23 protein-coding genes and 6 pseudogenes are annotated in these 25804 nt (G+C 57.7%); 10 read left to right on the top strand and 19 right to left on the bottom strand.

Annotation, left to right across the window (positions count from 1 at the left end; all coding sequences use genetic code 11):
• Window position 1: 1 nt before the first annotated feature.
• Window positions 2-157 (bottom strand): annotated as a pseudogene (locus PSQ19_RS19700) (D-alanyl-D-alanine carboxypeptidase); the annotation flags it as partial.
• Between the two features lie 400 nt (window positions 158-557).
• On the opposite strand from PSQ19_RS19700, the gene clpS reads away from it, so the two are divergent.
• The 4 genes and pseudogenes from clpS (at window position 558) to PSQ19_RS19685 (ending at window position 3402) form a co-directional block, all read left to right on the top strand.
• Window positions 558-968 carry an ATP-dependent Clp protease adapter ClpS gene (gene clpS, locus PSQ19_RS04630; protein ID WP_282219804.1) on the top strand — a complete coding sequence of 137 codons (411 nt, stop codon included), beginning with the start codon at window positions 558-560 and terminating at the stop codon, window positions 966-968.
• A 10-nt stretch (window positions 969-978) separates the two neighbouring features.
• Complete coding sequence (locus tag PSQ19_RS19695; protein WP_407649081.1) at window positions 979-1356, top strand: Clp protease N-terminal domain-containing protein; 378 nt, start codon at window positions 979-981, stop codon at window positions 1354-1356.
• Between the two features lie 10 nt (window positions 1357-1366).
• Window positions 1367-2886: pseudogene (locus tag PSQ19_RS19690) on the top strand (AAA family ATPase); the annotation flags it as partial.
• Between the two features lie 87 nt (window positions 2887-2973).
• Window positions 2974-3402 (top strand): hypothetical protein, encoded by a 429-nt coding sequence (locus tag PSQ19_RS19685; protein WP_407649140.1) that lies wholly within the window; start codon window positions 2974-2976, stop codon window positions 3400-3402.
• Here PSQ19_RS19685 and PSQ19_RS04620 read toward each other — a convergent pair.
• From PSQ19_RS04620 to PSQ19_RS04585, 8 genes are all read right to left on the bottom strand, one after another.
• A complete protein-coding gene (locus tag PSQ19_RS04620; protein ID WP_282219803.1) occupies window positions 3389-4033 on the bottom strand; it encodes a YoaK family protein in 645 nt (214 codons plus the stop codon). The two genes, PSQ19_RS19685 and PSQ19_RS04620, sit on opposite strands and share 14 nt — an antisense overlap.
• Window positions 4030-4449: an HIT family protein gene (locus PSQ19_RS04615; protein WP_282219802.1), complete on the bottom strand. Its 420-nt coding sequence runs from the start codon at window positions 4447-4449 to the stop codon at window positions 4030-4032. Before PSQ19_RS04615 ends, PSQ19_RS04620 begins: the two co-directional genes overlap by 4 nt.
• 63 nt (window positions 4450-4512) lie before the next feature.
• On the bottom strand, window positions 4513-5640 hold the full coding sequence (locus tag PSQ19_RS04610; RefSeq protein WP_282219801.1) for a hypothetical protein: 1128 nt from the start codon (window positions 5638-5640) through the stop codon (window positions 4513-4515).
• Window positions 5641-5709: 69 nt separating this feature from the next.
• Window positions 5710-6888: a GNAT family N-acetyltransferase gene (locus tag PSQ19_RS04605; RefSeq protein ID WP_282219800.1), complete on the bottom strand. Its 1179-nt coding sequence runs from the start codon at window positions 6886-6888 to the stop codon at window positions 5710-5712.
• Window positions 6889-7001: 113 nt separating this feature from the next.
• The gene (locus PSQ19_RS04600) at window positions 7002-7739 is read right to left on the bottom strand and encodes a glycerophosphodiester phosphodiesterase family protein (protein ID WP_282219799.1); all 738 of its coding nucleotides are present in this window, start codon (window positions 7737-7739) and stop codon (window positions 7002-7004) included.
• Window positions 7740-7829: 90 nt separating this feature from the next.
• The gene (locus tag PSQ19_RS04595) at window positions 7830-8288 is read right to left on the bottom strand and encodes a RidA family protein (protein WP_282219798.1); all 459 of its coding nucleotides are present in this window, start codon (window positions 8286-8288) and stop codon (window positions 7830-7832) included.
• Window positions 8285-9610 (bottom strand): DNA polymerase IV, encoded by a 1326-nt coding sequence (locus PSQ19_RS04590; RefSeq protein WP_282219797.1) that lies wholly within the window; start codon window positions 9608-9610, stop codon window positions 8285-8287. Before PSQ19_RS04590 ends, PSQ19_RS04595 begins: the two co-directional genes overlap by 4 nt.
• Window positions 9611-9614: 4 nt before the next feature.
• A complete protein-coding gene (locus PSQ19_RS04585; RefSeq protein ID WP_282220610.1) occupies window positions 9615-9890 on the bottom strand; it encodes a DUF3572 family protein in 276 nt (91 codons plus the stop codon).
• A gap of 102 nt (window positions 9891-9992) precedes the next feature.
• Between PSQ19_RS04585 and PSQ19_RS04580 the strand changes: the two are divergent.
• Together PSQ19_RS04580 and PSQ19_RS04575 are read left to right on the top strand one after the other, a co-directional pair.
• Window positions 9993-10365 (top strand): annotated as a pseudogene (locus PSQ19_RS04580) (response regulator).
• 92 nt (window positions 10366-10457) lie between these two features.
• Window positions 10458-11829: pseudogene (locus tag PSQ19_RS04575) on the top strand (PleD family two-component system response regulator).
• Between the two features lie 396 nt (window positions 11830-12225).
• On the opposite strand, the gene rpmG reads toward PSQ19_RS04575, so the two are convergent.
• The 5 genes and pseudogenes from rpmG to topA form a co-directional block, all read right to left on the bottom strand.
• Window positions 12226-12393, bottom strand: a complete 168-nt coding sequence (rpmG, locus tag PSQ19_RS04570; RefSeq protein ID WP_282219796.1) for a 50S ribosomal protein L33 — start codon at window positions 12391-12393, stop codon at window positions 12226-12228.
• Between the two features lie 84 nt (window positions 12394-12477).
• Window positions 12478-13047: a DNA-3-methyladenine glycosylase gene (locus PSQ19_RS04565; protein ID WP_282219795.1), complete on the bottom strand. Its 570-nt coding sequence runs from the start codon at window positions 13045-13047 to the stop codon at window positions 12478-12480.
• Complete coding sequence (locus PSQ19_RS04560) at window positions 13044-13445, bottom strand: DUF983 domain-containing protein (RefSeq protein ID WP_282219794.1); 402 nt, start codon at window positions 13443-13445, stop codon at window positions 13044-13046. Before PSQ19_RS04560 ends, PSQ19_RS04565 begins: the two co-directional genes overlap by 4 nt.
• A gap of 1 nt (window position 13446) precedes the next feature.
• Window positions 13447-15729: a ribonuclease R gene (gene rnr, locus PSQ19_RS04555; RefSeq protein WP_282219793.1), complete on the bottom strand. Its 2283-nt coding sequence runs from the start codon at window positions 15727-15729 to the stop codon at window positions 13447-13449.
• An 83-nt stretch (window positions 15730-15812) separates the two neighbouring features.
• Window positions 15813-18441: pseudogene (topA, locus tag PSQ19_RS04550) on the bottom strand (type I DNA topoisomerase).
• Between the two features lie 281 nt (window positions 18442-18722).
• On the opposite strand from topA, the gene PSQ19_RS04545 reads away from it, so the two are divergent.
• Window positions 18723-19754: an aldo/keto reductase gene (locus tag PSQ19_RS04545; RefSeq protein ID WP_282219792.1), complete on the top strand. Its 1032-nt coding sequence runs from the start codon at window positions 18723-18725 to the stop codon at window positions 19752-19754.
• Window positions 19755-19770: 16 nt separating this feature from the next.
• Here PSQ19_RS04545 and dprA read toward each other — a convergent pair whose 3' ends face one another.
• The 5 genes and pseudogenes from dprA to ruvX form a co-directional block, all read right to left on the bottom strand.
• Window positions 19771-20904 (bottom strand): DNA-processing protein DprA, encoded by a 1134-nt coding sequence (dprA, locus tag PSQ19_RS04540; protein ID WP_282219791.1) that lies wholly within the window; start codon window positions 20902-20904, stop codon window positions 19771-19773.
• A gap of 1 nt (window position 20905) precedes the next feature.
• The gene (plsY, locus tag PSQ19_RS04535) at window positions 20906-21499 is read right to left on the bottom strand and encodes a glycerol-3-phosphate 1-O-acyltransferase PlsY (protein WP_282219790.1); all 594 of its coding nucleotides are present in this window, start codon (window positions 21497-21499) and stop codon (window positions 20906-20908) included.
• A gap of 2 nt (window positions 21500-21501) precedes the next feature.
• Window positions 21502-22806 carry a dihydroorotase gene (pyrC, locus tag PSQ19_RS04530; RefSeq protein WP_282219789.1) on the bottom strand — a complete coding sequence of 435 codons (1305 nt, stop codon included), beginning with the start codon at window positions 22804-22806 and terminating at the stop codon, window positions 21502-21504.
• Window positions 22803-23795, bottom strand: a complete 993-nt coding sequence (locus tag PSQ19_RS04525; protein WP_282219788.1) for an aspartate carbamoyltransferase catalytic subunit — start codon at window positions 23793-23795, stop codon at window positions 22803-22805. The genes pyrC and PSQ19_RS04525 overlap by 4 nt, the downstream gene beginning before the upstream one ends.
• Before the next feature lie 68 nt (window positions 23796-23863).
• A pseudogene (ruvX, locus tag PSQ19_RS04520) lies at window positions 23864-24329 on the bottom strand (Holliday junction resolvase RuvX).
• 69 nt (window positions 24330-24398) lie between these two features.
• Here ruvX and PSQ19_RS04515 point away from each other — a divergent pair.
• The 3 genes from PSQ19_RS04515 to PSQ19_RS04505 all read left to right on the top strand — a co-directional run bounded on the left by PSQ19_RS04515 (window position 24399) and on the right by PSQ19_RS04505 (window position 25799).
• Entirely contained in the window at window positions 24399-24929 is a 531-nt protein-coding gene (locus tag PSQ19_RS04515; RefSeq protein WP_282219787.1) for a hypothetical protein, read from the top strand.
• Between the two features lie 96 nt (window positions 24930-25025).
• On the top strand, window positions 25026-25313 hold the full coding sequence (gene gatC / locus PSQ19_RS04510; RefSeq protein ID WP_282219786.1) for an Asp-tRNA(Asn)/Glu-tRNA(Gln) amidotransferase subunit GatC: 288 nt from the start codon (window positions 25026-25028) through the stop codon (window positions 25311-25313).
• A 3-nt stretch (window positions 25314-25316) separates the two neighbouring features.
• Entirely contained in the window at window positions 25317-25799 is a 483-nt protein-coding gene (locus tag PSQ19_RS04505) for a GNAT family N-acetyltransferase (protein ID WP_282219785.1), read from the top strand.
• The last annotated feature ends 5 nt before the right edge of the window (window positions 25800-25804 follow it).

The following is a 25804-nucleotide window of genomic DNA, read 5'->3' as shown; positions in this document are numbered from 1 at the left end:
GCGTCATGACCTTGGTCACGGACGCTGGATAGCGCGCGCTATCGGCTGCGCTCTCATACATGACTTTGCCGGATTTCGCATCAACCACGATACCCGCATATTTTCGCAGGTTTTCAATGGCCTGGACCGGCACCACCGTTGGGATCAGTGCGGCCATGCAAATGAATGCGGTCGCTAGGGCACGTGCAAAAACTGCACGCCATTGGGATTGCGCCTGAAAAGCCACCCGGTACTCCAACTCAAACTCTCGAACACTTCTGTGTTCGTACACAACTGGTTACGCGTGACGTGAACTCGGCTGCCCCTAGCCAATTTCGCGTCTAAACTGGTTGCAACTTATCGGTGGGCCGTTACGAATCCGTAAAATGCAAGGTAGTTTTGTCGATGCCGTAGTGGATTTTACGTTTGGCGCAGGCAACGCGATGACAGCCAGCACTTTGCTGCGCAAAATTGGTGGTCACAAATATGAGAAGGATAGGGCCTTAACACCGGCGGGTTTTTGCCTACATAATGGTCTCACTAGGCTGCTTCGCTTTTATCTCGATCGGCACTTTGCCATGACCACACGACCGACCGTCCACCATGCGCCGCGTAGGCCCGGGAAACTGCCCGAGGCAGCTGATGTTTTGCGTGCCGGACCGGACAAGGACGATGCCGACGACGGCAAGACCGGGTTTGAAACCGGAACGGTTACAAAGACCCGGCCCAAAACCAAACGCCCGAGCCTTTATCGGGTGCTGCTACTGAATGACGATTACACCCCACAGGAATTTGTCGTGCTGGTGCTTCAGGACGTGTTCAACAAGTCCCGAGAGGATGCGTTTCAAATCATGATGCATGTACATCAAAAAGGCGTGGGAGAGTGTGGTGTCTATCCCTACGAGGTCGCCGAAACCAAGGTGACCCGCGTCATGGATATCGCCCGCAAGAACCAACATCCGCTGCAATGCGTGATGGAAAAACAATAGGAGCCTGACAATGCCCTCATTCTCCCGTGGACTTGAGAAAGCCCTGCATCAGGCAATGAACCTGGCTCGCGAGCGGTCGCATGAATTTGCAACGCTTGAGCATTTGCTGCTTGCCTTGACTGATGACCGTGAAACCATCGCAGTTCTGGCCGGATGTGATGTGGATGTGGATGCCCTCAAGGGGGATCTGGAAGATTTTATCAATGAAGAGCCTGGACAGTCTGATCGTTGCCAACGGCCAGGACGCGCGCCCGACGGCCGCATTTCAGCGGGTTATTCAACGCGCGGTTATCCATGTGCAATCCTCGGGTCGCGAGGAAGTGACGGGTGCCAATGTGCTGGTGGCTATATTTGCCGAGCGGGAAAGCCACGCAGCTTATTTCCTTGAACAGCAGGATATGAGTCGGCTCGACGCCATCAATTTCATTTCCCATGGCATCACCAAATCCGGCCCCAACGTTGATCGAAAGATCCACGGTACCGAAGATGGTGAGGAAGGCGCTACCGAAGGCGGGCGCACCGAAAGCGCCAAAAGTTCGGCGCTTGCTGACTTTTGCGTTGATCTCAACGCCAAGGCGCGAAATGGCAAGATCGATCCACTGATCGGCCGCGACACTGAGTTGAGGCGCACCATACAGGTGCTGTGCCGCCGCTCGAAGAACAACCCAATCTATGTCGGTGACGCTGGCGTCGGCAAAACCGCGATTGCGGAGGGGTTAGCCCGCAAGATCACAGAAGGCGATGTTCCTGAGGTTCTCAAGGAAACGGTGATCTATGCGCTTGATATCGGTTCGCTGCTGGCGGGCACCCGCTATCGCGGTGATTTTGAGGAGCGCCTCAAAGCGGTGATGAAGGAGTTGGAAAAGCATCCGAATGCGGTGCTGTTCATCGACGAGATTCATACGATGATCGGCGCTGGAGCAACTTCGGGTGGTGCATTGGATGCGTCCAACCTACTCAAGCCTGCGCTGGCCTCGGGCACCATCCGCTGCATTGGGTCGACGACCTACAAAGAATATCGGCAGTTTTTCGAGAAGGATCGGGCGCTGGTGCGTCGTTTCCAGAAGATTGACGTCAATGAGCCTTCAATCGTCGACACCATCGAGATCATCAAAGGCTTGCGGCCCTATTATGAGGAATTCCACAAACTCAAATTTACTGATGAGGCACTGACCGCGGCAGTGGAATTGTCGGCCCGCTATATCAATGACCGGAAATTACCGGACAAGGCAATCGACGTGATTGACGAAACCGGTGCCAGCCAGATGCTGTTGGCGGAGGACAAGCGCAAGGCGATCATCGATGTCGAAGACATCGAAGCGACCGTTGCAACGATTGCTCGCATCCCGCCAAAGTCGGTGTCGAAAACCGATGCCGAGATGCTGGCCAGTCTCGAAAGCAACCTGAAGACGGTCGTGTTCGGGCAGGACGCGGCGATAACCGCCTTGTCCTCGGCGATCAAGCTGGCGCGGGCGGGCCTGCGTGAACCCGAAAAACCCATTGGGTCTTATCTGTTCACCGGACCGACCGGTGTAGGCAAGACCGAGGCGGCCAAGCAATTGGCAGATACGCTTGGGGTCGAGCTGTTACGCTTTGATATGAGCGAATATATGGAGCGCCACACGGTGTCACGCCTGATTGGCGCCCCCCGGGCTATGTCGGGTTTGATCAGGGCGGTCTGTTGACCGATGGCGTTGACCAGCATCCGCACTGCGTCGTGCTGCTGGACGAGATCGAGAAAGCGCATCCTGACCTCTACAACATCTTGTTGCAGGTGATGGACCACGGCAAGCTGACGGACCACAATGGCAAGTCCGTGGACTTCCGCAATGTGATCCTGATCATGACTTCAAATGTCGGGGCAATGGAACTTCAAAAGTCGCCTATCGGGTTTGGTCGCAAGCGTGAACAAGGTGACGATGAAGAGGCAATCAATCGTCTGTTCACGCCCGAATTCCGCAACCGTCTCGATGCCATTATTTCGTTTGCGCCATTGCCGGGCGATGTGGTTCGCCGGGTTGTCGAAAAGTTTGTATTGCAGCTTGAGGGTCAATTGGCCGAACGCGGCGTTACCATCAATCTGACACCGGAAGCAGCCGATTGGCTGGCGGAGAAGGGTTATGACGAGCGGATGGGCGCCCGACCTCTTGGCCGGGTTATTCAGGAATACGTCAAAAAGCCGTTGGCAGAGCAGGTGCTGTTCGGTGAACTGGTCAATGGCGGTACGGTAACCGTTGCCGTCGTCGGCGTTGGTGATGAAGCCAAGCTGGAACTGATCGCGGTACCGCCGCGCCCAGCCAAGCCAAAGGCCATACCTGGTCCGCGCAAGAAATCGTCCAAGGCTGCTCAAAAGAGCCTGAATTTGACAGAAGCCAATAGGGGAGGCCGGGGCACTGTTCCCGGCCTTTTTATCGCGGCGCTCATTGTGCCCTAAACGCCACCCAAACTGATCGGGCGCATAGCATCAGATAAAGTGTGAGTGGCAGGAGCAGGGCGGATATACCAAACTTGGCGTGAACAATAGCGCCCCACACTGCTCCTATCAGGAGCGCGCCCCAGACCGCCAGATGCTGAATCCAGACCGGGTTTGTGTTCTTGTCCACCAGAGTTCGAGCCAGTTCCTGGCTGGCCATGAACAATGTGCCTGTCACAAATGTTGTGCCAAGCCTGGCGCTGCCAATTGGTCGGAGGATGGCGTTCTGGGAACCGGCTGACGCCGCCAGAAACAATAGCGCGATAGCGGCAGGAATGCCGACGCTGAATAGAATGAGGGCCAGCGCCAGATAGCCGCCGGTCAGGGCGGTTACACTCGCGTTTGCCCAGCGACTGTTCCAGTGAGCAAGCAGGCTGCCGGTCAGGCCGCCCCCAAAAAAGAACAATATGAGCGCGAGCAGCGTTGCGACGTGGTCGAACATGCCCGTGGTCACGTCGATGCCCAATTGGGTAGTATTGCCGCTCATGAATGAAGTGAAAAAGCCACCCAGCAGGACAAAGCCAATGGCGTCAGTATAGCCTGCCGCCAGCGTCAACAGCAGGCCAATGGACAGTTTCGAAAGAGGGGTCACTGCAATGCGGCGGCAATCTGGCTCGCGAGTTCGGCCAATTCGCTGTCGTCGGCTTTCTCGCTGCCATGGGTGCCCAGTGAGGCGCCTTCAACGACCGGAATGATGTGGAAGTGGAGGTGAAAAACGCTCTGGCCCGCGGCAGCCTCGCTGGATTGGGCCAGCCGGATGCCATCGGCGCCAGTTACCTGCTTTACGGCGACGGCAACGCGCTGGATCAGCGGCATTATTGCGGCGAGAACTGCGGGGTCGGCGTCCAGAAGATTTCGAGACGGGGCCTTGGGGATGATCAGCACATGGCCTTTGGACTGTGGAAAGGCGTCCATGATGACCAGGGCTGAATCGGTTTCAACGACCTTGTGAGCCGAAAATTCACCGGCGATCATTTTGGCGAAAATATTGTTGGAATCATATTGCATGGCAGTGTCCGCGTTGCGATACCGGCACGCTAGCGTCCGCGCGACGCGATGCCAAGGGGGACGTTATCGCGCTGGTCGCGCCTCGTGCGCCTGCGGTTTCTGGAAATAGCGAAAGCGGAAATAGTTCCAGAGTGCCATGGTCGTCAGGGTGACGGGTATGTAACTGAATCCACGGCGGACAAAGAACATGGTTATGGCGACCGCCGTCCTGGCACTCATGGCGCCTTTGCCCATGGACGAGGTGAAAGACGACGGCACGATATGGCGATAAATGAGGTCCGGGCTTGAATAAAACTGCCGAGCACGTGCCGCAAAGGCGCGCTTTGATGCCGAATAATCCTTTAGCTCGTCCATGCCCAGATCACCGTGCAGTTCGACTTCGGATCCCAAGGCCCATACTTCTGGCGGGGCGAGCCGTGATTTGGCGATGGACGTAAACTGCTCGATCAGATCAACAAAGGTGGTGTAGTTGGCGTCCCAGCAATGTTCGGTCTTGGCGCCGTGGGCGAGCACCAGAACGTCGGCGCGCTGCAGCTTTTCCTGCATGGCCGAATAGTCACCGGGCGCAAAGTCGGCGCCGGACTTGGCGGTGTCGACGATGCCGCCAAGTGCAGTCAGTTTTTCGACCATGGCGGCACCATAGGCGCCATTGGAGCCGGTTACCAGAAAGTGCCGCCCCTTTATCTGGCACGTTGTGCCAAAGATCAGGTCGAACATGTTCACAAAGGATGAGAAGAAATTGTGCGGATAGACATGGTGCATTGCATGGTAGTTCTGGTTGACCCATAGCAGGCCCTGCTGGCCGCCGACCCGATCCATGGACATGTGGTTGAAATCCAGGCCCTCTTCCTTGAGCGTGCCCACCAGCATGAAGGTGCGAATAGCAACAACGAGCGCGATAGGCGGCCACGGAAAGACCAGCAAAAATATCAACGTGCCAGCCAAGGAGGTCAAATATTCGGGCAGGATATGAAGCCAGATATTTTGTTTTGCATATGCAGGATTGATCTGCATATCGAGGCCGAGAAATTTGTGATGCACCCAGTGCCATGATGAAAAAGTGCGCAGCAGCTTGAAGCGCGACTGTTCCCAACGATGCAAGACATAATGCAGGGCATCAAACAGCAACGTCGACACAATGAAGGCGACGAAGGCCTGCAGCGCAAATATCGGGATATCCCAGAGGCTCATGAAAAATGTCCGATTTGTGGTTCAAGGGCATTCATATCGCCATCCGCCCCCGCGAGAAAGTGTGCGGCCCTAGTGATCTGTTCGTTCGCCCTTTCGGAAGGGCGTGTATTGTTCCAATAGCTGTTGTTGCCGTTCTACGGCTAGCCGTTCCTGTTCCAGAAAACCGGCGACAGCGTGGCGCAGGCCGGAATGGGCGATCCAGTGGGCCGAATAGGTGGTTGTGGGGGCATAGCCACGGGCAAGTTTGTGTTCCCCCTGGGCACCGGCTTCAACGATTTTCAAGCCATTGGCAATGGCGAAATCCATGGCCTGATAGTAGCAGACCTCGAAATGCAGGAACGGGACATCGCAAATCGCACCCCAGTTGCGACCATAGAGCCGATCCTTGCCGATGAAATTTATCGCGCCCGCTATGGGTTTGGTGCCGTCATAGGCCAGAATCAGGACGATTTGATCTGCCATCGTCTGGTTGAGTCGCGAGAAAAATTCACGGTTCAGATAGGGGCGTCCCCATTTGCGCGCTCCGGTGTCCTCGTAGAAATCGTAAAAGGCATCCCAATGATGTTCCATCAAATCGGACCCTGTCAGCCATTTTACCGTCAGACCATCCGCCAAAGCGTCTCGGCGTTCGCGTTTGATGGTTTTGCGCTTGCGCGATGCCAGCGTGCCGAGAAAGTCGTCGAAGGTGTCAAAATTGTCGTTATGCCAGTGGAACTGGGTATCAACGCGCCTCAGCCAGCTGTCATGCTCGACCAGTTGTGCCTCGTTAGAGGGCAGGAATGTCAGGTGAACGGATGATGCGCCGCGCTGCGTTGCCAATTGTTGTGCCGTGTCCAGAAGAGCACCGCTGATGATTGGATCGTGCGAGGGCACCAGTAGTTTTGACGTCGTGGCCGGCGTGAACGGCACTGAACATTGCAATTTTGGATAATAGGCGCCGCCCGCTCGTTCAAAGGCATCGGCCCAACCGTGATCGAAGACATATTCGCCCATCGAATGGGATTTTAGAAATAGCGGCATCAAGCCGACCGTTTGCCCGGCATCGTTCTCTAGCAAAATGTGTTGCGGTTGCCAGCCGGTCTGACCGGTCGCGCATCCGGACTGTTCCAGTGCCAGAAAAAAGGCGTGATCCAGAAAGGGGTTATCGGCTCGCCCGTCCGTGGTCGGAATAAGCCGATTCCACTTCGCGGCCGAAATTTCCGCGGTCGAGGGATAGATGGTGGCGGTAAAAATGGCAGAAGCGGTCACGCAAGATCCAGCACATTGGCAACAGTGCCAAGATAGTGCTGTTGGCTCGGTATTGCCAGTCCGGCGGTAGATGCCGTCACGGTGATGTGCTTGATTTTTAGGGCTTGAACCCCTCAAAAACTATCTGATCGCACCAGTCTTGCGCGGCCTGCGCTTCGGCATCGCTGCGGACGGTCCAGCAAGTCACCGGTTTGCCAAGGCTCGCGCCAGAATTTGATCGCAGGCAGCATCAATGCGGATTTTTCGCAGGATATGAAATCAAATTGCGTCTGATGCCAATGAAGCAAATGGCGCAACTGATAGCGCTGTTCCTCGGACATCGATTGAGTAGCGCCGGACTCGGCGTAATCGAACGTTATGATGCCGCGCGGACCATTAAAACCGAACCGTTGGATCAGCGTGATCAGTTCCGGGTCGAATGATTCAATGGTGACCGGGCCTTCATATGACTTGATGAGTTCGGCGGCAGTGCGCGCCAGCAGATGCGTTGCGTCGCTATCGCGCTGCCGTTTCAACTCAATTTGCAACAGGGTCCGCCCCTGGATCAGGTCGAGGAAGTCTGCCAGTCGAAGCGGGCAGTCCTGATCGCGGCTGTCGAGTAACGGGGTGGCGCACAGCGTCGCCAGATCGATATCAGCAACCAAGCCATCCAGACCCAATAAGCGCTCTAGCGCATCATCGTGAAATACCACCGGCTCGCCGTCGCTGGTCAGTTGCAAATCGCACTCTATGGAGTAGTTTTCTGCAATGGCTGCCTCAAAGGCGGCGGCGGTGTTTTCGATAATGCCGTTAGCACGGTCGTGCAGACCACGGTGGGCGATTGGGCGCGGAAAAAGTGCTTCGTCAGTCATATTTTTAGCGCCTCGTGTCGCTGTTATGTCCATCGCAAGCCGCCGCCGCGAGTGATGGCGGCAACGTCGCTAGGGGGGCGGAATATTTAGTTAGATTTCGACCACGGCGTCTATTTCAACGGCGGCGCCAAAGGGGAGTGAGGCAACGCCGAACGCGGCCCTAGTGTGTTGTCCCCGGTCGCCGAGAACACTGACGAGCAGATTTGATGCACCGTTGGCGACCAGATGCTGCTCAAAAAACTCAGGTGTTGAGGCGACGAGCACGGTCAGCTTGACGATGCGCTTGATGTCGGTCAACTGCACGCTGGCGCCATGAACGATTTGGGAGAGTACATTGAGGATGGCAAGTTCTGCGGCATTCCCGCCCTGGACGACGTTTAGCGTGTCGCCCAGCAGTCCGGTAACCACGCCCTGATCATTGCTCGAAATCTGTCCGGAAACATAGACCAGGTTTCCGGTCTTAACGACAGGAACATAGCTGGCCACCGGCGGCTTTGGTGTTGGTAACTCATAGCCATATTCGCGAAGTTTTTCGATCGGAGTCGTCATTTTGCCTTACCTTCGGTTTCGTCCGTGGAACTGGTGCCCACGTGGTCGGTCTTGGGTCGATATAGTTTTCCACGTATAACCGCGTCGCGCCCAAATCGTCCGCGCACACGGTCCATAGCACGTTCTGCTGCGGCCTTGCGCGCTATCGCCGGTTCCAACAGGTCCGTCGGATCGCCCTGGATTGCCTCATGTACGCCGGAGACGCCGATGCCGATCAACCGATATGCTGTTCCATCGATTTCACGCGCCAAGAGTTGTTGTCCGGTTTCATAGAGGATATTGGCCAGTTGGGTGGGGATCATCAAGTGGCGTGCCCGTGTGCGCAAGCGAAAGCCTGTGGATTTCAACTTCAACGTGACAGTGTCCGCGGTCAGATTTTTGCTCTTCAAGCGCTCCGAGAGACGCTCACACAGGCGCAAAAGTTCGGTGGACAATGGCTCAAACGCACTAAGGTCATGGTTGAATGTGGTCTCGGATGAGACCGATTTTTCTTCGCGGGTCGGCGAAATACGCCGAACGTCCTGACCGCGTGACAGACGGGCCAGACGGGCGCCGGTTTCGCCATATCGGCGTATCAGGTCATCGGCCGGGTGCTGCTGCAACTGACCAATGGAAACAAAACCGTCACGGCGCAGCGCTTCGGTGAGAACCTTGCCGACGCCGTAGATCAAATTAATCGGTTTTGGTGCCAGAAAACTGAGTGTTTCAGCCACGCCGATAACGGCAAAGCCACGGGGCTTATCCAAATCAGAGGCAATTTTCGCCAGAAACTTGTTGTGGCTCAAGCCTACCGAAACCGTGATTCCCAATTTGGCTTCGATCTCGCGCATCAACTTTGCCAGTACCAACACCGGTGGCGCACGATGGACCGCCTCCGTGCCCGAAAGATCAAGAAAGGCTTCGTCGATCGAAATCGGTTCGACCAGCGGTGTCAGTGTGTCCATCATTGTGCGAATTTGGCGGCTGACGCCAACATATTTGGCCATATTCGGCTTGATGATGGTGGCGTTTGGGCACAATTTTTTTGCTTGAAACATGGGCATGGCCGAGCGCACACCGCTTTGCCGGGCAATGTAGCAACAGGTGGCCACAACGCCGCGGGTGCCGCCGCCGATAATCAGTGGCTTGTCGGCCAAGGCCGGATTGTCGCGCTTTTCGACCGACGCATAGAAGGCATCGCAATCGATGTGCGACACCGATAGCGCAAAAAGTTCGGGATGGCGCAGTAACCGAGGCGACCCGCAGGCTGGGCAACGATCAACCGAATCGGCGATTTCCCCGATGTCGAGGCAGTCACGGCAGAGAAAGGCCTGCCCGGTCATGGTGTTAGCCGACCGGGTTCAATTTGTGCCATACGCGCATGAAACTTTCCGGCTGAATTTGCGCGTTGGCGCATAAGGCGAGCAGAATCGGTTCATTTGAAGCAAAATAATCGATGAGGCCATTTGTAAGATCCATGGTGCCGATTGCCTGTCGCAGGGTGCTGGGATCATAGCCGGCGTGACCCATGAATCTGGCGAGATCTTCGGGGTTTTCGGCCAGATAGCCCAAGCAAAGCTCTGCAATTGTGCTGGTTTGCAGATTGGAGTGGTCCGACGCCATCACGGATAGTCTCATTTCAGGTTTTGTAACAGATTTCATGGTAGCTGAAACAGGCGGCACTGCGAAGTGCCAGCGACGCCAGCACGGCGCAAGAGAGGATGAATGGCCAAAACCGTTATGATCGTTGAAGACAACGAGACTCAACATGAAGCTTTTCAACGACCTGCTCGAATCGCGCGGATATTCCGTCATCCAGACCCGCAGTGGACTGGAGGCGCTTGATCTCGCCAAGGCGCATCACCCCGACCTGATCCTGATGGACATTCAATTGCCCGAGGTTTCAGGGCTGGTGGTGACCAAGTGGCTCAAGGACGATGACGAGGTTGCGCACATACCCGTCATCGCCGTCACGGCCTTTGCCATGAAAGGTGACGAAGAGCGAATTTTGCAAGGCGGTTGTGAGGGTTACATCTCCAAACCGATTTCGGTACATCACTTTTTGGAAACCATTGCGCGCTACATTGGACCAGCTTGATCGCTAGCGATCATGGCGTGTCCAACTCGCTGCCATGCGCCCGCATGGGCCGCGGGGCGTGAGTGTATAGACGAACTTGAATGAGGCCGATAGTGACAGCGCGCGTACTGATTGTTGATGATATTCCAACCAATGTGCGCCTGCTGGAAGCCCGTCTTAGCGCCGAATATTTTGATGTCGTAACCGCAACCAGCGGCGCTGCTGCGCTGGACATCTGTGCAACCTCCGATGTCGACATTGTGTTGCTCGATGTCATGATGCCGATCATGGATGGCTTTGAGGTGTGTCGCCGACTGAAGGCAAACCCGAAAACCCACCATATTCCCGTTCTGATGATTACGGCGCTCGATCAGCCGTCTGATCGCGTGCTGGGTCTTGAGGTGGGGGCGGATGATTTTTTGACCAAACCCGTTGATGACGTGCAACTGATGGCGCGTGTTAAAAGCCTTGTGAGGCTGAAGGCTCTGACGGACGAGTTGCGTGCGCGTGCCACCACGGGACAGCAGATTGCCATTGAAGACTCAATTCGGGCCATGGATGAGATCGACGCGCGGGGCGGCTCGATATTGATTATTGATACCGACATGCGCCATGCGGAGCGGATCAAGAACCATCTGAGCCGCCAACACGCCGTCGACATACTGACGCAACCCGCCGATGCTGTATTTCAAGTGACCGGCGCTCATTATGAACTCGCGCTTGTTTCGATGGCGCTTGAGGATTTTGACCCGTTGCGGGTCTGCTCGCAAATCCGGACGCTCGAACATTCCCGAACATTGCCGATCATTTTGATGGCGGACGATGCTGATCGTCCCAAGGTAGTGCGGGCGCTTGATCTGGGCATTAATGACTTCATTTCGCGCCCGGTTGAGCGGAACGAATTGGCGGCACGCGTTACCACGCAAATCAGGCGGCACCGCTATGCGGTGGAGCCTGCGCGAGAGTGTCAACAACACCATGGCGATGGCGGTGACCGACGATCTGACTGGGTTGTACAATCGCCGATATTTTGATCGCCATATCGCCTTGATGCTGGGCAAGGCGCAACAACAGAACCGCGATATGGCGGTGATGATGCTTGATATCGACCATTTCAAGCAGGTCAATGATCGTCACGGGCACGACGCGGGTGATATCGTGCTGCGTGAGTTTGCCCAGCGGATGAAGCGAAACATTCGGGGTGTGGACCTGGCGTGCCGGTTTGGCGGGGAAGAATTCGTGGTGCTGATGCCCGACACTGATGTCGAGCAGGCCGAGAGTATCGCGGAGCGGGTGAGGGCGGCCATGGCCGAAAAACCCTTTGATATCGGGGCGGGCAAGTGCCTGACGGTGACGGTGTCACTGGGCGTGGCGCTTAATGATAGTGCCTCGGATACGCCGGAGTCGCTGATGAAGCGGGCCGATGTCGCGCTCTATCGCGCCAAGCGCGAAGGCCGGAACCGGGTCGTGTTCGATGCGGCTTAACTTTATTCATTAGGGTTATTTCTTATACTTAACAAAGGATTAGCCGCCCGTGTGGGCTGGTTTTCCTTGTGTTCGGCGTGGCTGCAAGTAGGTTGGCCTTAACGAACGTTGTCGCGGTTCAAGCGGCAGGGTTCACGAGTTCCCTACGGTTTAACCCAGGTCCGCCGCAACGCCCGGGTCCGTAGGGCGGCTGGTCCGGACGTGGACAGAGTGGCCTCTTCGACATGCCACCCCGGATCAGCCACTCACTATCTTTCGGCCACAATTCGCTAGCATAGTGTTAGCATTGAGAGCGACATCCACGTCACACAGCATTCCTGCTCACGTCACAGAGCAAACAAAAACCCCGCATCGGCCGATGCGGGGTTTTTGCGATTGTCATACAGGCAAACCAGATTACTTGATCTTGGTTTCCTTGAATTCGACGTGCTTGCGAACGACTGGATCGTACTTGCGGAACGAGAGCCTTCTCGGTCTGGGTACGGGCGTTCTTTTTGCAACATAGTAGAAGCCAGTATCAGCCGACGACACGAGCTTGATCTTGACGGAAGCGGCTTTGGCCATTTGGGTGTCCTCTAAACAGCAATAAGCGCCACGAAATCCGCAGCGCTGGAATTTGGCCGCAAACTACGGATTTGACGGAAATTGTCAACTGCTTGTTGCACGCGGCAGTGGTTTGCTCAGGAAGCGAGAGCCGGTGTGGCAAAATCGCCAGTCGCGTTCGCGAGCCTTGGATATGCCGATGCGTTGCGCAGCGGTGATCGAGTGAGAAAGCACCGGCGGTTGCAGCTGAAAAGGTTGCTGGTCGAGCGGCAAACCATCAAATGTGCCATTGATGCCGAGGGCTTGCGCCAGGCGACCCGGGCCCGCGCAAAGCAGACGCGGCTTATCGAGGCCGCGTCGGTATGCCATTGTTTCAAGTCCTGCTAGTGGCTCCAAAGCCCTGATCAATACGGCATGGGCGGGGTGGCAAACAAAGTTGAGGCACCAATGGATACCGTAAATGCGGTAGACATAGGCGTGGCCGTGAGGACCAAACATGGCGCGATTTCGCGGCGTCGGGCCGTTGAAGCTATGGGAGGCGGGATCGTCGGGCGTATAGGCTTCGGTTTCGACGATGTGACCGCCAACACCATTTACAAGCAGGGTTGCGCCGATAAGATCGGCCGCGACCGAAACGGCGTCGCGATCAAAGAAGCGGCGTTCCAGTGCTGTCATGTACCCCGGTAGGCGGGATCAAATCCGTGCATGCGGTTAGCCCATTGCATGGCCACCACGGCGCCCTTGACCGATGGCAGCATGAGCAAGGGCAGGATTATGGCCAGTGGACCCAGAGTATAAAGATAAACGGCCGGGGCGACCTGCCAAGTCATTTCCATGTGCAGCATGATGCCGATAAGAAGGTGCCCGACGATAACGATGGTTATGTAGGGAGGGAAGTCGTCGGCGCGGTGATGGTGCAGTTCCTCACCACAGTTGTCACAGGTTTTGGCGACCTTGAGGTAGGACGAAAACATATGGCCGCTGCCGCAATGGGGGCATTTCAGCCGAGAGCCGCGCCACATCGACTGACCGACGTTGCGATCATTTGGCGTCTTGATCTTCACACCCACCATATCACCTCTTTTTGCGGCCGCGCGGACCGTAAGATTTAGATGGTCGTTTGGTGCCGCGGCGAGAAGATGACGGATTGACGCGGCTTCCCTCCGATAATAGCTCGAACCGCAAGGCACCCGCAACAGGCGCGGCTTCCAGCAGGCGGACAGTGACGTCGTCGCCCAGTGCAAATTTTTCCCCGGTTCGATCGCCGATCATGGCCTGTTGGTCCTCGATATAGCGATAAAAGTCCTGCCCGAGGGTCGAGGCGGGAATAAAGCCATCGGCACCGGTTTCCCGAAGGCGGACAAACAGTCCCGAACGGGTGACCCCCGAAATGCGGCCTTCAAAGCGAGCGCCGATCTGGCTAGCCAGGAACTGCGCCAAGAGCCGATCATTGGTTTCGCGCTCGGCAATCATGGCACGTCGTTCGGTGGCCGAAATATGCTGGGCGATACCCGCCAGTTTCGTTGCCTCGACGTCGCTCAGGCCATCATCGCCAAAATCGAGCGCTGTGATCAGACCGCGATGCACAATGAGATCGGCATAGCGACGGATCGGGGAGGTAAAGTGAGCGTAGTGATCAAGGTTCAGACCGAAATGGCCGTAATTTTCCGGTGAGTATTCTGCCTGCGCCTGACTGCGCAATACCATTTCGGACACCTGCTGAACGTTGCCAGCCTTGCGGGCCTGATGCAGGATGCCATTGAAATCGCTTGGTCGAACCGCGTCGGATTTTTTGACGGCAATATCCAGCGTGCCGAGAAATTCTCGCAAGGCCATCAGTTTTTCACTGCTGGGGGCATCATGAACCCGGAAAAGCAACGGGGTCTGTTTTTTCTCAAGGGTTTCGGCCGCCGCTACGTTGGCGGCAATCATCATTTCTTCGATCAACCGGTGGGCATCGACCCGGTCAGGGACATGGACACGGGCGACCAGGCCATTTTCATCGAGAATGATTTTGCGCTCGGGCAAGTCCAGATCGAGCGGGCCGCGCTTGTCCCGCGCTTTTGCCATGGCGGCATAGGCCGCCCAAAGCGGTTTCAGGATCGGCTCCAGCAAGGGGCCCGTCTGATCATCGGGCTGGCCATCAATGGCAGCCTGCGCCTGCTGATAGCTCAGTTTGGCTGCCGAGCGGATGAGGACGCGGTGAAAACTGTGCGTTTTCTTGCGACCATCGGCCCCGAGGGTGATGCGAACGGCCAGCGCCGGGCGGGCGACACCTTGTTTGAGCGAGCACAGATCGGTTGATATCCGCTCAGGCAGCATTGGTACCACCCGGTCGGGGAAATAGACCGAGTTGCCGCGCAAATAGGCTTCGCGATCCAAAAGGCTACCCGGCTGCACATAGGCGGCAACATCGGCAATGGCGACGAGGACAATAAAGCCGCCAGGGTTGGCAGGATCAGTATCGGGCTCGGCAAAGACCGCGTCGTCGTGATCCTTGGCGTCGGCAGGATCGATGGTGACAAAGGGGATGTCACGCCAGTCCTCGCGGCCCTTGAGCGTCGCGTCGGTTGCCGCCTCGGCGTCGCGCAAGACTGCGGCGGGAAAATGAAAGGGGATTTCCAGATTGTGAATGGCGATGAGGCTGACAGCGCCTTCGGACATTGGATTGCCGACAACGGCGGTTACCCTGGCGCGTGGGATCATCAGGCGCCCGGCCAGCTTGACCTCAACTTCGACCAGATCGCCATCCCTGGCATCGGCCAAATCGCCTTGCTGGATGCGCATTTCCTTGGATTTTCGATCCACCGGGATCAGCCGCGCGCCATCGTCGTCCATGCGCACGATGCCAATTGTGCCCCGACGTGGTTTGTCGAGTATTTTCATGGGCTTGGCTGTGTAGACCGGCACTGCGCCTTCGCTTGCGCTGATGCGAGCCAATATCCGGTCGCCGGGACCGGGCACGACCCGAGCGCCCGTGGGTTGCAAAACGCTGACGCGGGGCTTTTCGCCTTCATCCTCATTCCATTGAGCCGGGAATGCGTGCAGATCGTCGGGGTCGGCGTCGCTGGGAATATCCAGGACGGTCACGGGGGGCAGGGCGGCGGTGCGGCGCAGGGTTTTTCGGGTCCGGGTAATGATGCCTTCGCCTTCAAGATCCTTGAGCATGGCCTTGAATGCGGTGCGCATGTCGCCGCGAATACCAAAGATTTTGGCTAGATCGCGTTTGCCCTTGATATCGGGATCGCGGGCCATTGCCTCAAGAACCTGCTCGCGCGTTGGCAGGTCACCCGCTGCAATCAATCGGGCGCGCTTGGGGCCGCTGGACGATTTTGATTTGGTGGGTGGCTTGGACATGGATGGCTTTCAGATGAATGGAGCCCATAGATAGGGCATCCGTTCCAGATTCGCCAATTTGTCGAGGTGCGATAGCCGCCGTGTTAGTCGCTGACGGCAGTGGCAGATTTTTTGGCGGGCGATTTTTTCGCTGCGGGTTTTTTGGCGGTGGCCGACTTGGCCGTGGTTTTTTTCGTTGCCGGTTTTTTGACGGCTTTTTTGGCCGGTGCCTTTCGCGATTTTCCACCTGTGGCCGCGGCGCGGGCGGTGATCCACTCAACAGCCTGTTCCTGGGTCACGTTTGTGGGGGCGATGTCCTTGGGAATGGTGGCGTTGACCTTGCCCTGATTGACATAGGGGCCATAGCGACCGTCGCGTACGGTGATCGGGCCGCCCGGTGCATCGGCAAATGTCTGGATGGCGGTAACGGCACCGCCACGCTTGAAGCCATTGGCGGCCTTTTGAGCCAGGAGATCAACGGCGCGATTGAGCCCGACCGAAAAAATTTCCTCAACATCGGGCAGGTTGGCATATTTGCCATCATGCAGGATGAAGGGACCATAACGACCAAGACCGGCGGAAATGGGCAAGCCAGTTTCAGGGTGGTTGCCGACATCGCGCGGCAGGCTGAGTAATTGCAGTGCCTTTTCGAGCGTGAGGGTGGCAGCGTCCCAGCCTTTTGGAATTGATGAGCGTTTTGGCGCTTTTTCATTACCCAATTGCACATAGGGACCGAAGCGGCCGGTCCTGAGCAATACTTCTTCGCCGCTTTCGGGATCGGCGCCCAAGACGCCATCGCCAATTGCGGCTTCGGAGGACTGGCCGGAGGCAGCATCGGAGAGTTGCATGGTGTGCTTGCACTCAGGATAATTGGAGCAGCCAATGAAAGCGCCGTACTTTCCGAGTTTGAGCGACAACTGGCCCTCGCCGCAGGTGGGGCAGAGACGTCGATCCGAACCATCTTCCTTGACCGGAAAAATACGGTCTTCGAGCAGGTCATTGAGGGCATCGAGCACCTCGGTGACGCGCAAATCCTTGATTTCAGTGGTGTGGCGGGAGAATTCTTCCCAGAACTCGCGCAGAACCGTCTTGTAGTCGAGATCGCCAGCGGAGATTTTGTCCAATTGCTCTTCAAGTCCGGCGGTGAAGCCGAATTCGACATAGCGGGCAAAAAAGCTGGACAGGAAAGCGGTAACAATACGGCCCCGATCTTCGGGATGCAGAGCCTTGCCCTCAAGGCGCACATAGTCGCGATCCTTGAGCGTGGTGAGCGTGGCGGCATAGGTCGAGGGCCGACCAATGCCCAATTCTTCCATCTTCTTGATCAGGCTGGCTTCGGAAAAACGGGCCGGTGGCTGGGTGAAATGCTGGTCGATGTCGACAGTTTTCAGATCGGGCTGGTCGCCAACGGCCAAGGCGGGTAGTTCGCGGCTGTCCTCGTCGTCACTGTCATCATTGTCATCCTTGGCTTCGACGCCATACAGGGCGAGAAATCCGGGAAAGGTGACTACGGAGCCGATGGCGCGCAGTTCGATGGCGCGGCTGGGCGCATTGACGTCGATGTCAGCGGTGGTGCGCGCGATTTCAGCCGATTTCATCTGGCTGGCCAAGGTGCGGCGCCAGATCAGACCATATAGTTTTTTCTGATCAGCATCCAGACGCAGTGTGTCGGGATGCTTGAACATGTCAGTGGGCCGAATGGCCTCGTGCGCCTCTTGGGCGTTCTTGGCCTTGGTCTGATAGATGCGCGCTTTTTCGGGCAGGTATTCATTGCCAAATTCCTTGGCGATGGCGCTGCGGGCCATGGCAATGCCTTCGGGCGCCATCTGCACGGCGTCCGTCCGCATGTACGTGATCAACCCCTCTTCATAGAGGCGTTGGGCGATCTGCATGGAGCGCGAGGGCGACAGGCCAAGCCGGGAGGATGCGTCCTGCTGAAGGCTCGAGGTGGTAAAAGGCGCGTAGGGATTGCGCTTGGTGGGCTTTTTCTCGACATTGGAAATGACAAAATTGCCGCTGGCAATGGCGGTTTTGAGGGATTCCGCCTCGGCGGCGTTCTTGACGGCGAGCCTTGTCGGTTTTCTTGCCATCGGCAGAATAGAGCCGGGCCTCGAATGTCTTGCCTGCCTGGCTGAGTTTTGCGGCGACAGACCAATATTCTTCGGGCCTGAATTTTTCGATTTCGGCTTCGCGATCGCAAACGAGGCGCAGCGCAACCGACTGCACGCGGCCAGCTGAGCGCGAGCCGGGCAATTTGCGCCAGAGTATCGGCGACAGGGTGAAGCCAACGAGATAATCGAGGGCGCGGCGAGCGAGGTAAGCATCGACCAGCGGCTGGTCGATGTCGCGCGGGTGCTGCATCGCCTCGGTGATGGCGGACTTGGTGATGGCGTTGAACAGGACGCGGCGAACCGGCACATCCTTCTTGATCGCCTTTTTCTGGCGCAGCACGTCGAGCACATGCCAGGAAATCGCTTCTCCCTCGCGGTCAGGGTCAGTCGCCAAAATCAGTTCGTCGGCGCCCTTGAGGGCCTTGGAAATGTCAGTCAGGCGCTTGCGGGAGGCGGTGTCGACTTCCCACGACATGGCGAAATCTTCGTCGGGACGGACGGAGCCATCCTTGGCCGGCAGGTCGCGGACATGGCCGAACGAGGCCAGAACCTCGTAGTCTGAACCCAAATATTTGTTGATTGTCTTGGCCTTAGCCGGACTTTCAACGATGACGACCTTCATACCGATCCCAATCCGCAACGCAACTTGAAGTTGGGCGCAACATGGTGAAGGAGTGCGGCAGTGTCAACGGGGGCAATGCCGAGGCGGGAGCGGTTGTCGGGCGCTCCCCTTTGGGGAGGAGGTCTTGCCAGAACGGCAACAATTGTGCTGAACTGGGATAGCGCCATTTCTGCGCCGTCCCCAGTGTACATCGCTTGACACCAGCCTCCGGCTCGCGCCGCTATCGCGCTTGTGCCCTGGCTGTTGTGGCGGCTGCGGGCGAAAATCTTGGAGGATTTGATATGGAATATCGCAAACTCGGCAATAGCGGGACAGTGGTGTCCGCCTATGCAATCGGGACGATGACCTTTGGGGCGGAGGCGGACGAAGCCACCTCATTTGCCCAGCTTGATGACTATGCGGCCGCCGGCGGCAATTTCATCGATACCGCCGATGTCTACAGCAAGGGCGCGTCTGAGGCGATCGTCGGGCGCTGGCTCAAGGATCGCAAATCGGTGGCTGAGCAGATGGTTGTGGCGACCAAAGGGCGTTTCCCGATGGGGGATGGGCCAAACGATCTGGGGCTGTCACGGCGCCATCTGGGCGTGGCGCTCGATGCCTCACTCAAGCGGTTGGGGGTGGAACGGATCGACCTCTATCAGATGCATGCATTCGACGTCCTGACGCCACTCGAAGAGACGCTGCGGTTTCTGGACGATGCGGTGCGCAACGGCAAGATCGCCTATTACGGGTTTTCCAACTATCTGGGTTGGCAATTGACAAAGGCAGTTCATCTGGCCAAGGCGCAGGGGTTTGCCGCGCCAGTGACGTTGCAGCCGCAATATAATCTGCTGGTGCGTGATATCGAGCATGAAATTGTGCCTGCAGCGCTGGATGCGCAGGTCGGGCTGTTACCATGGTCACCGCTGGGTGGTGGGTGGCTGTCTGGTAAATACAAGCGCAACCAGACGCCAACCGGGGCGACGCGATTGGGTGAAAACCCCAAACGGGGGATGGAAGCCTATGAGCAGCGCAATGCCGAGGAACGCACATGGCAGGTGATTGATACAGTTGCTGAGATTGCCAAGGCGCATGGCGTGAGTGCGGCCCAAGTGGCGCTCAAATGGGTGGCGGTGCAACCGGCCGTGACCTCGGTTATTTTAGGTGCGCGGACGCAAGAACAGTTGGCGGACAATCTGGCGGCTGACAAGCTGACCTTGAGTGCGGCGGATATATCGCGGCTAACTGAGGTCAGTACGCCGCAGATGCGCGAATATCCCTATGGCAAGGCCGGGATTGCACAGCGCCATCGCAAGTATGAGGGCGGCCGGTAACAAATCGGCGCTGCGGCTATGGGCGCAGCGCCACCAATTGGCCACTCGACCATTCGAGTTGACCCGAGAGGTCAAGTTCGAGCAATAGCATCTGGACGGTACCAACCGGCAGGCATGACTGCTGGACCAATTCATCAACTTCAACCGGAGTAGTGCTGAGCGCGGTGCGCAGCCGTGTCAGATCATCGGGTGTTGGTTCGGTGTAGTCCAGCGGTTGGCCGATGCCCGCATCTGGTTCCCACTCGCGATCAAACAGTCCGGCGCGCACAGGGTCGGCAAGGTTGAGCGTTTCGACAATATCATTGGCACCGACTATGAGCCTGGCACCCTGCTGGATCAGGGCGTTGCCACCTTCGGCGCGCGGATCGAGCGGGGAGCCGGGCACGGCGAAAACATCGCGGTTCTGTTCCAGCGCCAGTCGGGCGGTGATGAGTGAACCTGACCGCTTGGCCGCTTCAACAACAACAATTCCCAGGGACATGCCCGATACCAGCCGGTTGCGGCGTGGGAAGTCACGGGCACGCGGTTCCCAGCCCAGGGGCATTTCGGTCAAGAGAGCGCCGCCACTGTCGATAATGTCGTGGGCGAGCGGGATATTGTCGTCGGGATAGATCTTGTCGAGGCCACCCGCAAGCGCGGCGACGGTGCCGGTGTGCAGCGCGGCTTTATGGGCGGCAGCGTCGATGCCGCGGGCCAGCCCAGAGATAATCGTGTATCCGTGGGCGCCCAGATCCTGGCACAGCAGGCGGGTCATCTTGATGCCTGCGGCGGAGGCATTGCGGGCCCCGACAATGCCGACAGTGCGTTGCCATTCCAGGTCTTTACCACCGATCATGGTCAGCAAGGGCGGTGCGCCAGCGATATGGCGCAGCAATGGCGGATAGGCGCTATCAGCGGTAGTGACCAGTCGCCCGCCGTATTTTTGCAGACCGGCAATCTCGTCTTCGGCGGCGGTCAGCGTGGTGATACGCGGCGTCTTGCCCGTATTTTTGACCAGTCGAGGCAGGGCTTCGAGCGCGGCGTCGGCGGAGCCGAAACGGTTGAGCAACTGTCGAAAAGTGACCGGGCCAACATTTTCGGTGCGGATCAGGCGCAGCCATGCGGTTTGCTGGGCGAGCGTCAGACTTGCCTGAGTTGGCAGCGAGGCCAATTCATTGTGCCTTCTTGTCAGAACCGATTTTGGGTTCAGTGCCGCGCAGCAGGCGCGCCAGATTGGTGCGGTGCTGGATGAACAGAATGACGGCCAAAACACCGGCCGTGGCGGCTAGCCATTCGTCGTTGACCACATAGGCAAAGACTGGTGCGGTGGCCGCAGCGGTCAATGCCGCCAGCGAGGACATTTTTTGTGCGAAAGCGATTACCAGCCAAACGGCGCAGAAAATCAATGCGACGGGCCATGAGAGCGCTAGTAAAATGCCGATAAAGCAGGATACACCCTTGCCGCCCTTGAAGTTGAGCCAGACAGGAAAACAATGGCCCAGAAAGGCGCCGATGCCGGCAAGCATGGCGGCCTGATCGCCCCAGTAATATTGTGCAAACAGCACGGGCAGGGCGGCCTTGCTGGCGTCAAACACCAATGTAAAGAACGCGATCCAGCGGTTGCCGGTGCGCAGGACGTTAGTGGCGCCAATATTGCCTGAGCCGATGGAGCGGATGTCGCCGAGACCGGCCGCGCGCGTCAGGAGCAATCCGAAGGGGATGCTGCCGCACAAATAGCCGATTACTGCTGCAATGATGAAGTTCATGATCACGTCGCTGTCTCCGTCTCATGGCTGAAGACGGTTTGGCCGCCCACAATGGTGCGCATGACTTTGCCCGCAAGTCTGGCGCCTTCAAAGCTGGTATTGCGCGAGCGCGAGCGAATTTGTGTTTCGGTGACCTGCCAAGGGTAGTCGAGATCGAATAAAATTACGTCAGCTGGCGCGCCCTTGGCAATGCGGCCACTGTCTAGCCCGAGGATTTCAGCGGGGCGGGATGTCATGGCGCGGAGAATGGTCTTGATGTCCACATCGTCGGAATGGACGAGGCGCAGGGCAGCTGCCAAAAGGGTTTCAAGGCCGATGGCACCATCAGATGCCTCCGCGAATGGCTGGCGCTTGACTTCCACGTCCTGAGGGTCGTGGTCCGAATGGATGGTGTCAATGGTGCCGTTGCGGAGCCCATCAATGACAGCCTGGCGCTCGTCCTCGCAACGCAATGGCGTCGAGAGTTTGAAAAAGGTCCGATAGCGCCCAATGTCATTTTCATTGAGGGCGAGATTATTGATTGAAACACCGCAGGTGATGCGTTTGGAGCGTTTTTTCGCCGCGGCGACCAGTTCGACCGAATAAGCGGTTGAAATCTGGGCGGCGTGATAGCGCACATCGGTCAGCAGCGCTAATTGCAGGTCGCGCGCCAAGGGAATGGTTTCGGCCTCAATGGGGATGCCCATGAGACCCAGAATGGTGGCAAACAGACCTTCGTTCATCACGCCATTACCAGCAAGATCGGTATCACAAAGGTGGTGGACAATCGTCATGTCATAGTTGGCCGCGTAACTGAACGCGGTGCGCAGGAGCGCGGTGGACTGGATCGATTTGCGCCCGTCCGACAGGCACACGGCGCCTGCTTCCTTGAGGAGACCGAATTCGGTCATGTCCTTACCTTCAAGGCCTTTGGTGATGGCGGCGGCGGGCAGGATATTGACCGCCGAGGTTGCCTTGGCGCGGCGCAGGAGAAAATCGACCAACGCCCCATCATCGACAGGCGGGGTGGTATCGGGCATCACAACGAAGCTGGTAATGCCCCCGGCTGCGGCGGCCTGACCGGCAGAAGCCAGGGTTTCGCGATATTCCTTGCCCGGTTCGCCGGTGAAGACGCGCATGTCAATCAGGCCGGGCGCCAAGACCAGACCCTTGGCGTTGACGACTTCGGCGCCATCGGGCACGCCAACCGGGCCGCCGGTCGACAGGTCGGCGATGAGGCCGTTTTCGATGAGAACAGCGCCACGATGATCCATGCCACTGGCGGGATCAATGATGCGGGCGTTTTCAATGAGCAGGGGCTGGGTCATGGGGTGTTGTCTCCTGCCGGGAGCAAGGCATCGAGCACGGCCATGCGCACGGCGACGCCCATTTCCACCTGCTCGGTAATTACGGCCGCCGGACCGTCGGCAATCGCCGGATCGATCTCGACGCCCCGGTTCATGGGACCGGGATGCATGACAATGGCGTCGGGTTTGGCGAAGGCAAGCTTTTCGGCATCGAGACCATAGAAGCGGTAATATTCGCGCACCGAGGGGATCATTCTGCCAGTGGCGCGCTCGTGTTGCAGGCGCAGCATCATGACGACGTCGGCGCCTTCAAGGCCCTTTCGCATGTCGGTGAAAACTTCGGTTGCGAGATGTTCAATACCGGCGGGCAAGAGATTGCGAGGGGCGATAACACGGGTGCGCACATTGAGCGCGCCGAGCAACAACAGGTTGGATCGCACAACGCGAGAATTGGCGATATCGCCGCAGATGGCGACTGTAAGGCCAGATATGCGGCCTTTTTGGCGGCGAATTGTCAGGGCGTCGAGCAGCGCCTGGGTAGGGTGTTCATGGGCGCCGTCCCCGGCATTGATGACCGCGCAGCCCACTTTCTGGCTAAGCAGTTCGACGGCGCCGGCTGCCGAGTGGCGCACCACGATGACGTCGGGGCGCATGGCATTAAGGGTTGCTGCGGTATCGATCAGTGTTTCGCCCTTGGACAGCGAGGAGGTTTTGACCGCCATGTTCATGACGAGCGCGCCAAGGCGCTTGCCGGCAATTTCAAACGAGCCTTGTGTGCGAGTCGAGGATTCGAAAAACAGATTGATCTGGGTCTTGCCCGCCAATGTCGGGTGGGACTTTCGCTCCTGACGCGAGATCGGCACCATTTTTTCGGCGCGATCCAGCAGGTCAATGATCTCATAGGGCTGAAGATCAGCAATGGACAACAGATGGCGCTGACTGAATGGAGGATAATCGCCAGTCGAACCAGCAGCGGCGCTTGAAGCTTTGCTTGAGCGTGATTGAGCCATGCGCCTCTATCCCTCTGATTTGTTGCGGTCTAAACGAGGGAAAGGGCATTTTCAACTGGCGCGCAAAATTATCCCCGACGCAGACGGTCCAACGCACCCTGCAAAATATAGCTGGCGGCGAGCCTTGTCGACGACTTCGGCGCGCTTGTTGCGGCGCATGTCAGCCTCGATCATCATGCGGGTGACGGCGCTGGTCGAAAGCCGTTCGTCCCAGAAAACAATGGGCAGTGTTATGCGTTGACCGAGGCTGCGGGCAAAGGCGCGGGTGGATTGCACGCGGGGGCCTTCACTGCCGTCCATATTTAGCGGTAGGCCCAAGACAATACCGACCGCCATGTTCTCGGCGATCAATTCATCAAGGCGAATGGCGTCGGCGGTAAATTTGGTGCGCCTGATGGTTTCCAGCGGGGTGGCGGTATAGCGCATGCCGTCTGACACTGCGATGCCAATGGTTTTGGTGCCCAGATCGAGGCCGAGCAGCTTGCCAGTAGCCGGCAGGGCGCTGAGCGGATTTTCGGACGGTTCATCGGTCATGAGCGGTTCGCCTTGAGTTCTTGTTTCTCTCCTATAGTTTTGCGGTCGATTTGGCGACGGGGCAGAGCAATGAAACTGACATGGTTTGGCGGCACGACGAGCCGGGTGCACATTGGCGGCGAAATTCTTGTGCTTGATCCCGATGGGGCGCCGAATGGAATTGATCGGACCGAACTGGTTTCGGGGGCTGATCAATTGTTTGGTTTTGATGACGATCTGGCGGCTGCGCATGCTGATGGTTGGGTGCCACAGCAGGCGCCAAAAGTCCTGGACGACGACGGCGCAATAGCGCCGGTGCTGATCTGGCGATTGAACGGCGATGCCGTGCTGGTCGACGCGGTCGGGGAGGCGCCACTAATAATGGCGCGTGGTGTACCACCTCGATCTGGGCGTTGGGGTCGCGACGCGGTGGTCGCAATCTTTGGCGACGGGGCGGCGCTTGTCGAGATTGGGCAGGCGGTGTTGCGCGACAGCGGGCCGCGCCTGTTGGCACTGGCGGGCACGGAGGGTGACGTTGATGTCGCCGTGCCGGATTTGAGCGCGCAGCTGGCGGGTAGTGGCCTTTTGGCGCTGGAGGCCGGAATGGGCGTTGAGATCTGACCGGTGACAATGCAGGCATTGCAACTTGGGGCGGAGCATTGCTAAAAGCGCATCAAAGCGGATTTGCCGCAACTCTCCCTTTTCTGGAGGATGAAAATGTCGGTCGATGCCGCAACGGTCAAGCGTATCGGAAGTCTTGCCCGGATTAGAATTGAAGACAGCGAAGTGAGCACCTATCAGGATGAGCTCAACACCATTCTGGGCTTCGTCGAACAATTGTCAGAGGTCGATGTGAGCGGGGTTGAGCCGATGACCTCGGTTATGCCGATGGCGTTGCGGCGCCGGGATGACGTGGTCAGCGATGGTGGATATCCTGAAAAGATCGTCGCCAATGCGCCACTGAGCGAAGACAATTTCTTCATGGTGCCAAAGGTGGTGGAATAGGCCATGGCCGTTTCCGTCGCCATTGAAACACCATTGCAGGACGATGTGCGTTCGCTCGTTGCGGCGCTCAATGCGCATTTGACGCCGCTATCGCCGCCGCAGTTTCAGTTCAAGATGACTGTTGAACAGATGGCCGATGCGGACACAACGCTATTTGTAGCGCGGCTTGAGGACGGCGCGGCGGTCGGTATTGGCGCGCTCAAGGTGCATGGGGATGGCTTGGGCGAGGTCAAGCGGATGTATACCGTCCCGGCAATGCGCGGGCAGCGTGTTGGCTCGGCCCTGCTTGCGGCGATTGTCGGGTTGGCAAGGGACAAGCGGTTGACCCGGATGATGCTTGAAACAGGCGAGGGGCCGGGTTTCGCTGGCGCCTGTCGGTTGTATGAAGGGGCAGGATTTAGCGTGCGCGGGCCGTTTCTGGACTATCCAGCAAGCGAGTGGTCGCGGTTTTACGAAATGCCGCTTACGACAGGTGTCTCGGCATGAGGCGA

The sequence above is a fragment of the Devosia algicola genome (assembly GCF_028816455.1).
In the GTDB taxonomy this organism is placed as follows: Bacteria; Pseudomonadota; Alphaproteobacteria; order Rhizobiales; family Devosiaceae; genus Devosia; species Devosia algicola.
This window is presented reverse-complemented; position numbering and strand designations above follow the sequence as displayed.

What these genes read in the sequence shown, in the direction of transcription:
- PSQ19_RS04595 (WP_282219798.1), bottom strand. Translation starts at nt 8,288, where the DNA reads ATGACGACTCCGATCGAAAAACTTCGCGAATATGGCTATGAGTTACCA.
- clpS (WP_282219804.1), top strand. Translation starts at nt 558, where the DNA reads ATGACCACACGACCGACCGTCCACCATGCGCCGCGTAGGCCCGGGAAA.
- plsY (WP_282219790.1), bottom strand. Translation starts at nt 21,499, where the DNA reads ATGAACTTCATCATTGCAGCAGTAATCGGCTATTTGTGCGGCAGCATC.
- PSQ19_RS19695 (WP_407649081.1), top strand. Translation starts at nt 979, where the DNA reads ATGCCCTCATTCTCCCGTGGACTTGAGAAAGCCCTGCATCAGGCAATG.
- PSQ19_RS04560 (WP_282219794.1), bottom strand. Translation starts at nt 13,445, where the DNA reads ATGGTGGGTGTGAAGATCAAGACGCCAAATGATCGCAACGTCGGTCAG.
- PSQ19_RS04515 (WP_282219787.1), top strand. Translation starts at nt 24,399, where the DNA reads ATGAAACTGACATGGTTTGGCGGCACGACGAGCCGGGTGCACATTGGC.
- PSQ19_RS04545 (WP_282219792.1), top strand. Translation starts at nt 18,723, where the DNA reads ATGGAATATCGCAAACTCGGCAATAGCGGGACAGTGGTGTCCGCCTAT.
- PSQ19_RS04505 (WP_282219785.1), top strand. Translation starts at nt 25,317, where the DNA reads ATGGCCGTTTCCGTCGCCATTGAAACACCATTGCAGGACGATGTGCGT.
- rnr (WP_282219793.1), bottom strand. Translation starts at nt 15,729, where the DNA reads ATGTCCAAGCCACCCACCAAATCAAAATCGTCCAGCGGCCCCAAGCGC.
- PSQ19_RS04610 (WP_282219801.1), bottom strand. Translation starts at nt 5,640, where the DNA reads ATGAGCCTCTGGGATATCCCGATATTTGCGCTGCAGGCCTTCGTCGCC.
- PSQ19_RS04615 (WP_282219802.1), bottom strand. Translation starts at nt 4,449, where the DNA reads ATGCAATATGATTCCAACAATATTTTCGCCAAAATGATCGCCGGTGAA.
- PSQ19_RS04585 (WP_282220610.1), bottom strand. Translation starts at nt 9,890, where the DNA reads ATGGCGTCGGACCACTCCAATCTGCAAACCAGCACAATTGCAGAGCTT.
- PSQ19_RS04590 (WP_282219797.1), bottom strand. Translation starts at nt 9,610, where the DNA reads ATGACCGGGCAGGCCTTTCTCTGCCGTGACTGCCTCGACATCGGGGAA.
- PSQ19_RS04565 (WP_282219795.1), bottom strand. Translation starts at nt 13,047, where the DNA reads ATGACAGCACTGGAACGCCGCTTCTTTGATCGCGACGCCGTTTCGGTC.
- PSQ19_RS04525 (WP_282219788.1), bottom strand. Translation starts at nt 23,795, where the DNA reads ATGGCTCAATCACGCTCAAGCAAAGCTTCAAGCGCCGCTGCTGGTTCG.
- gatC (WP_282219786.1), top strand. Translation starts at nt 25,026, where the DNA reads ATGTCGGTCGATGCCGCAACGGTCAAGCGTATCGGAAGTCTTGCCCGG.
- PSQ19_RS04600 (WP_282219799.1), bottom strand. Translation starts at nt 7,739, where the DNA reads ATGACTGACGAAGCACTTTTTCCGCGCCCAATCGCCCACCGTGGTCTG.
- rpmG (WP_282219796.1), bottom strand. Translation starts at nt 12,393, where the DNA reads ATGGCCAAAGCCGCTTCCGTCAAGATCAAGCTCGTGTCGTCGGCTGAT.
- pyrC (WP_282219789.1), bottom strand. Translation starts at nt 22,806, where the DNA reads ATGACCCAGCCCCTGCTCATTGAAAACGCCCGCATCATTGATCCCGCC.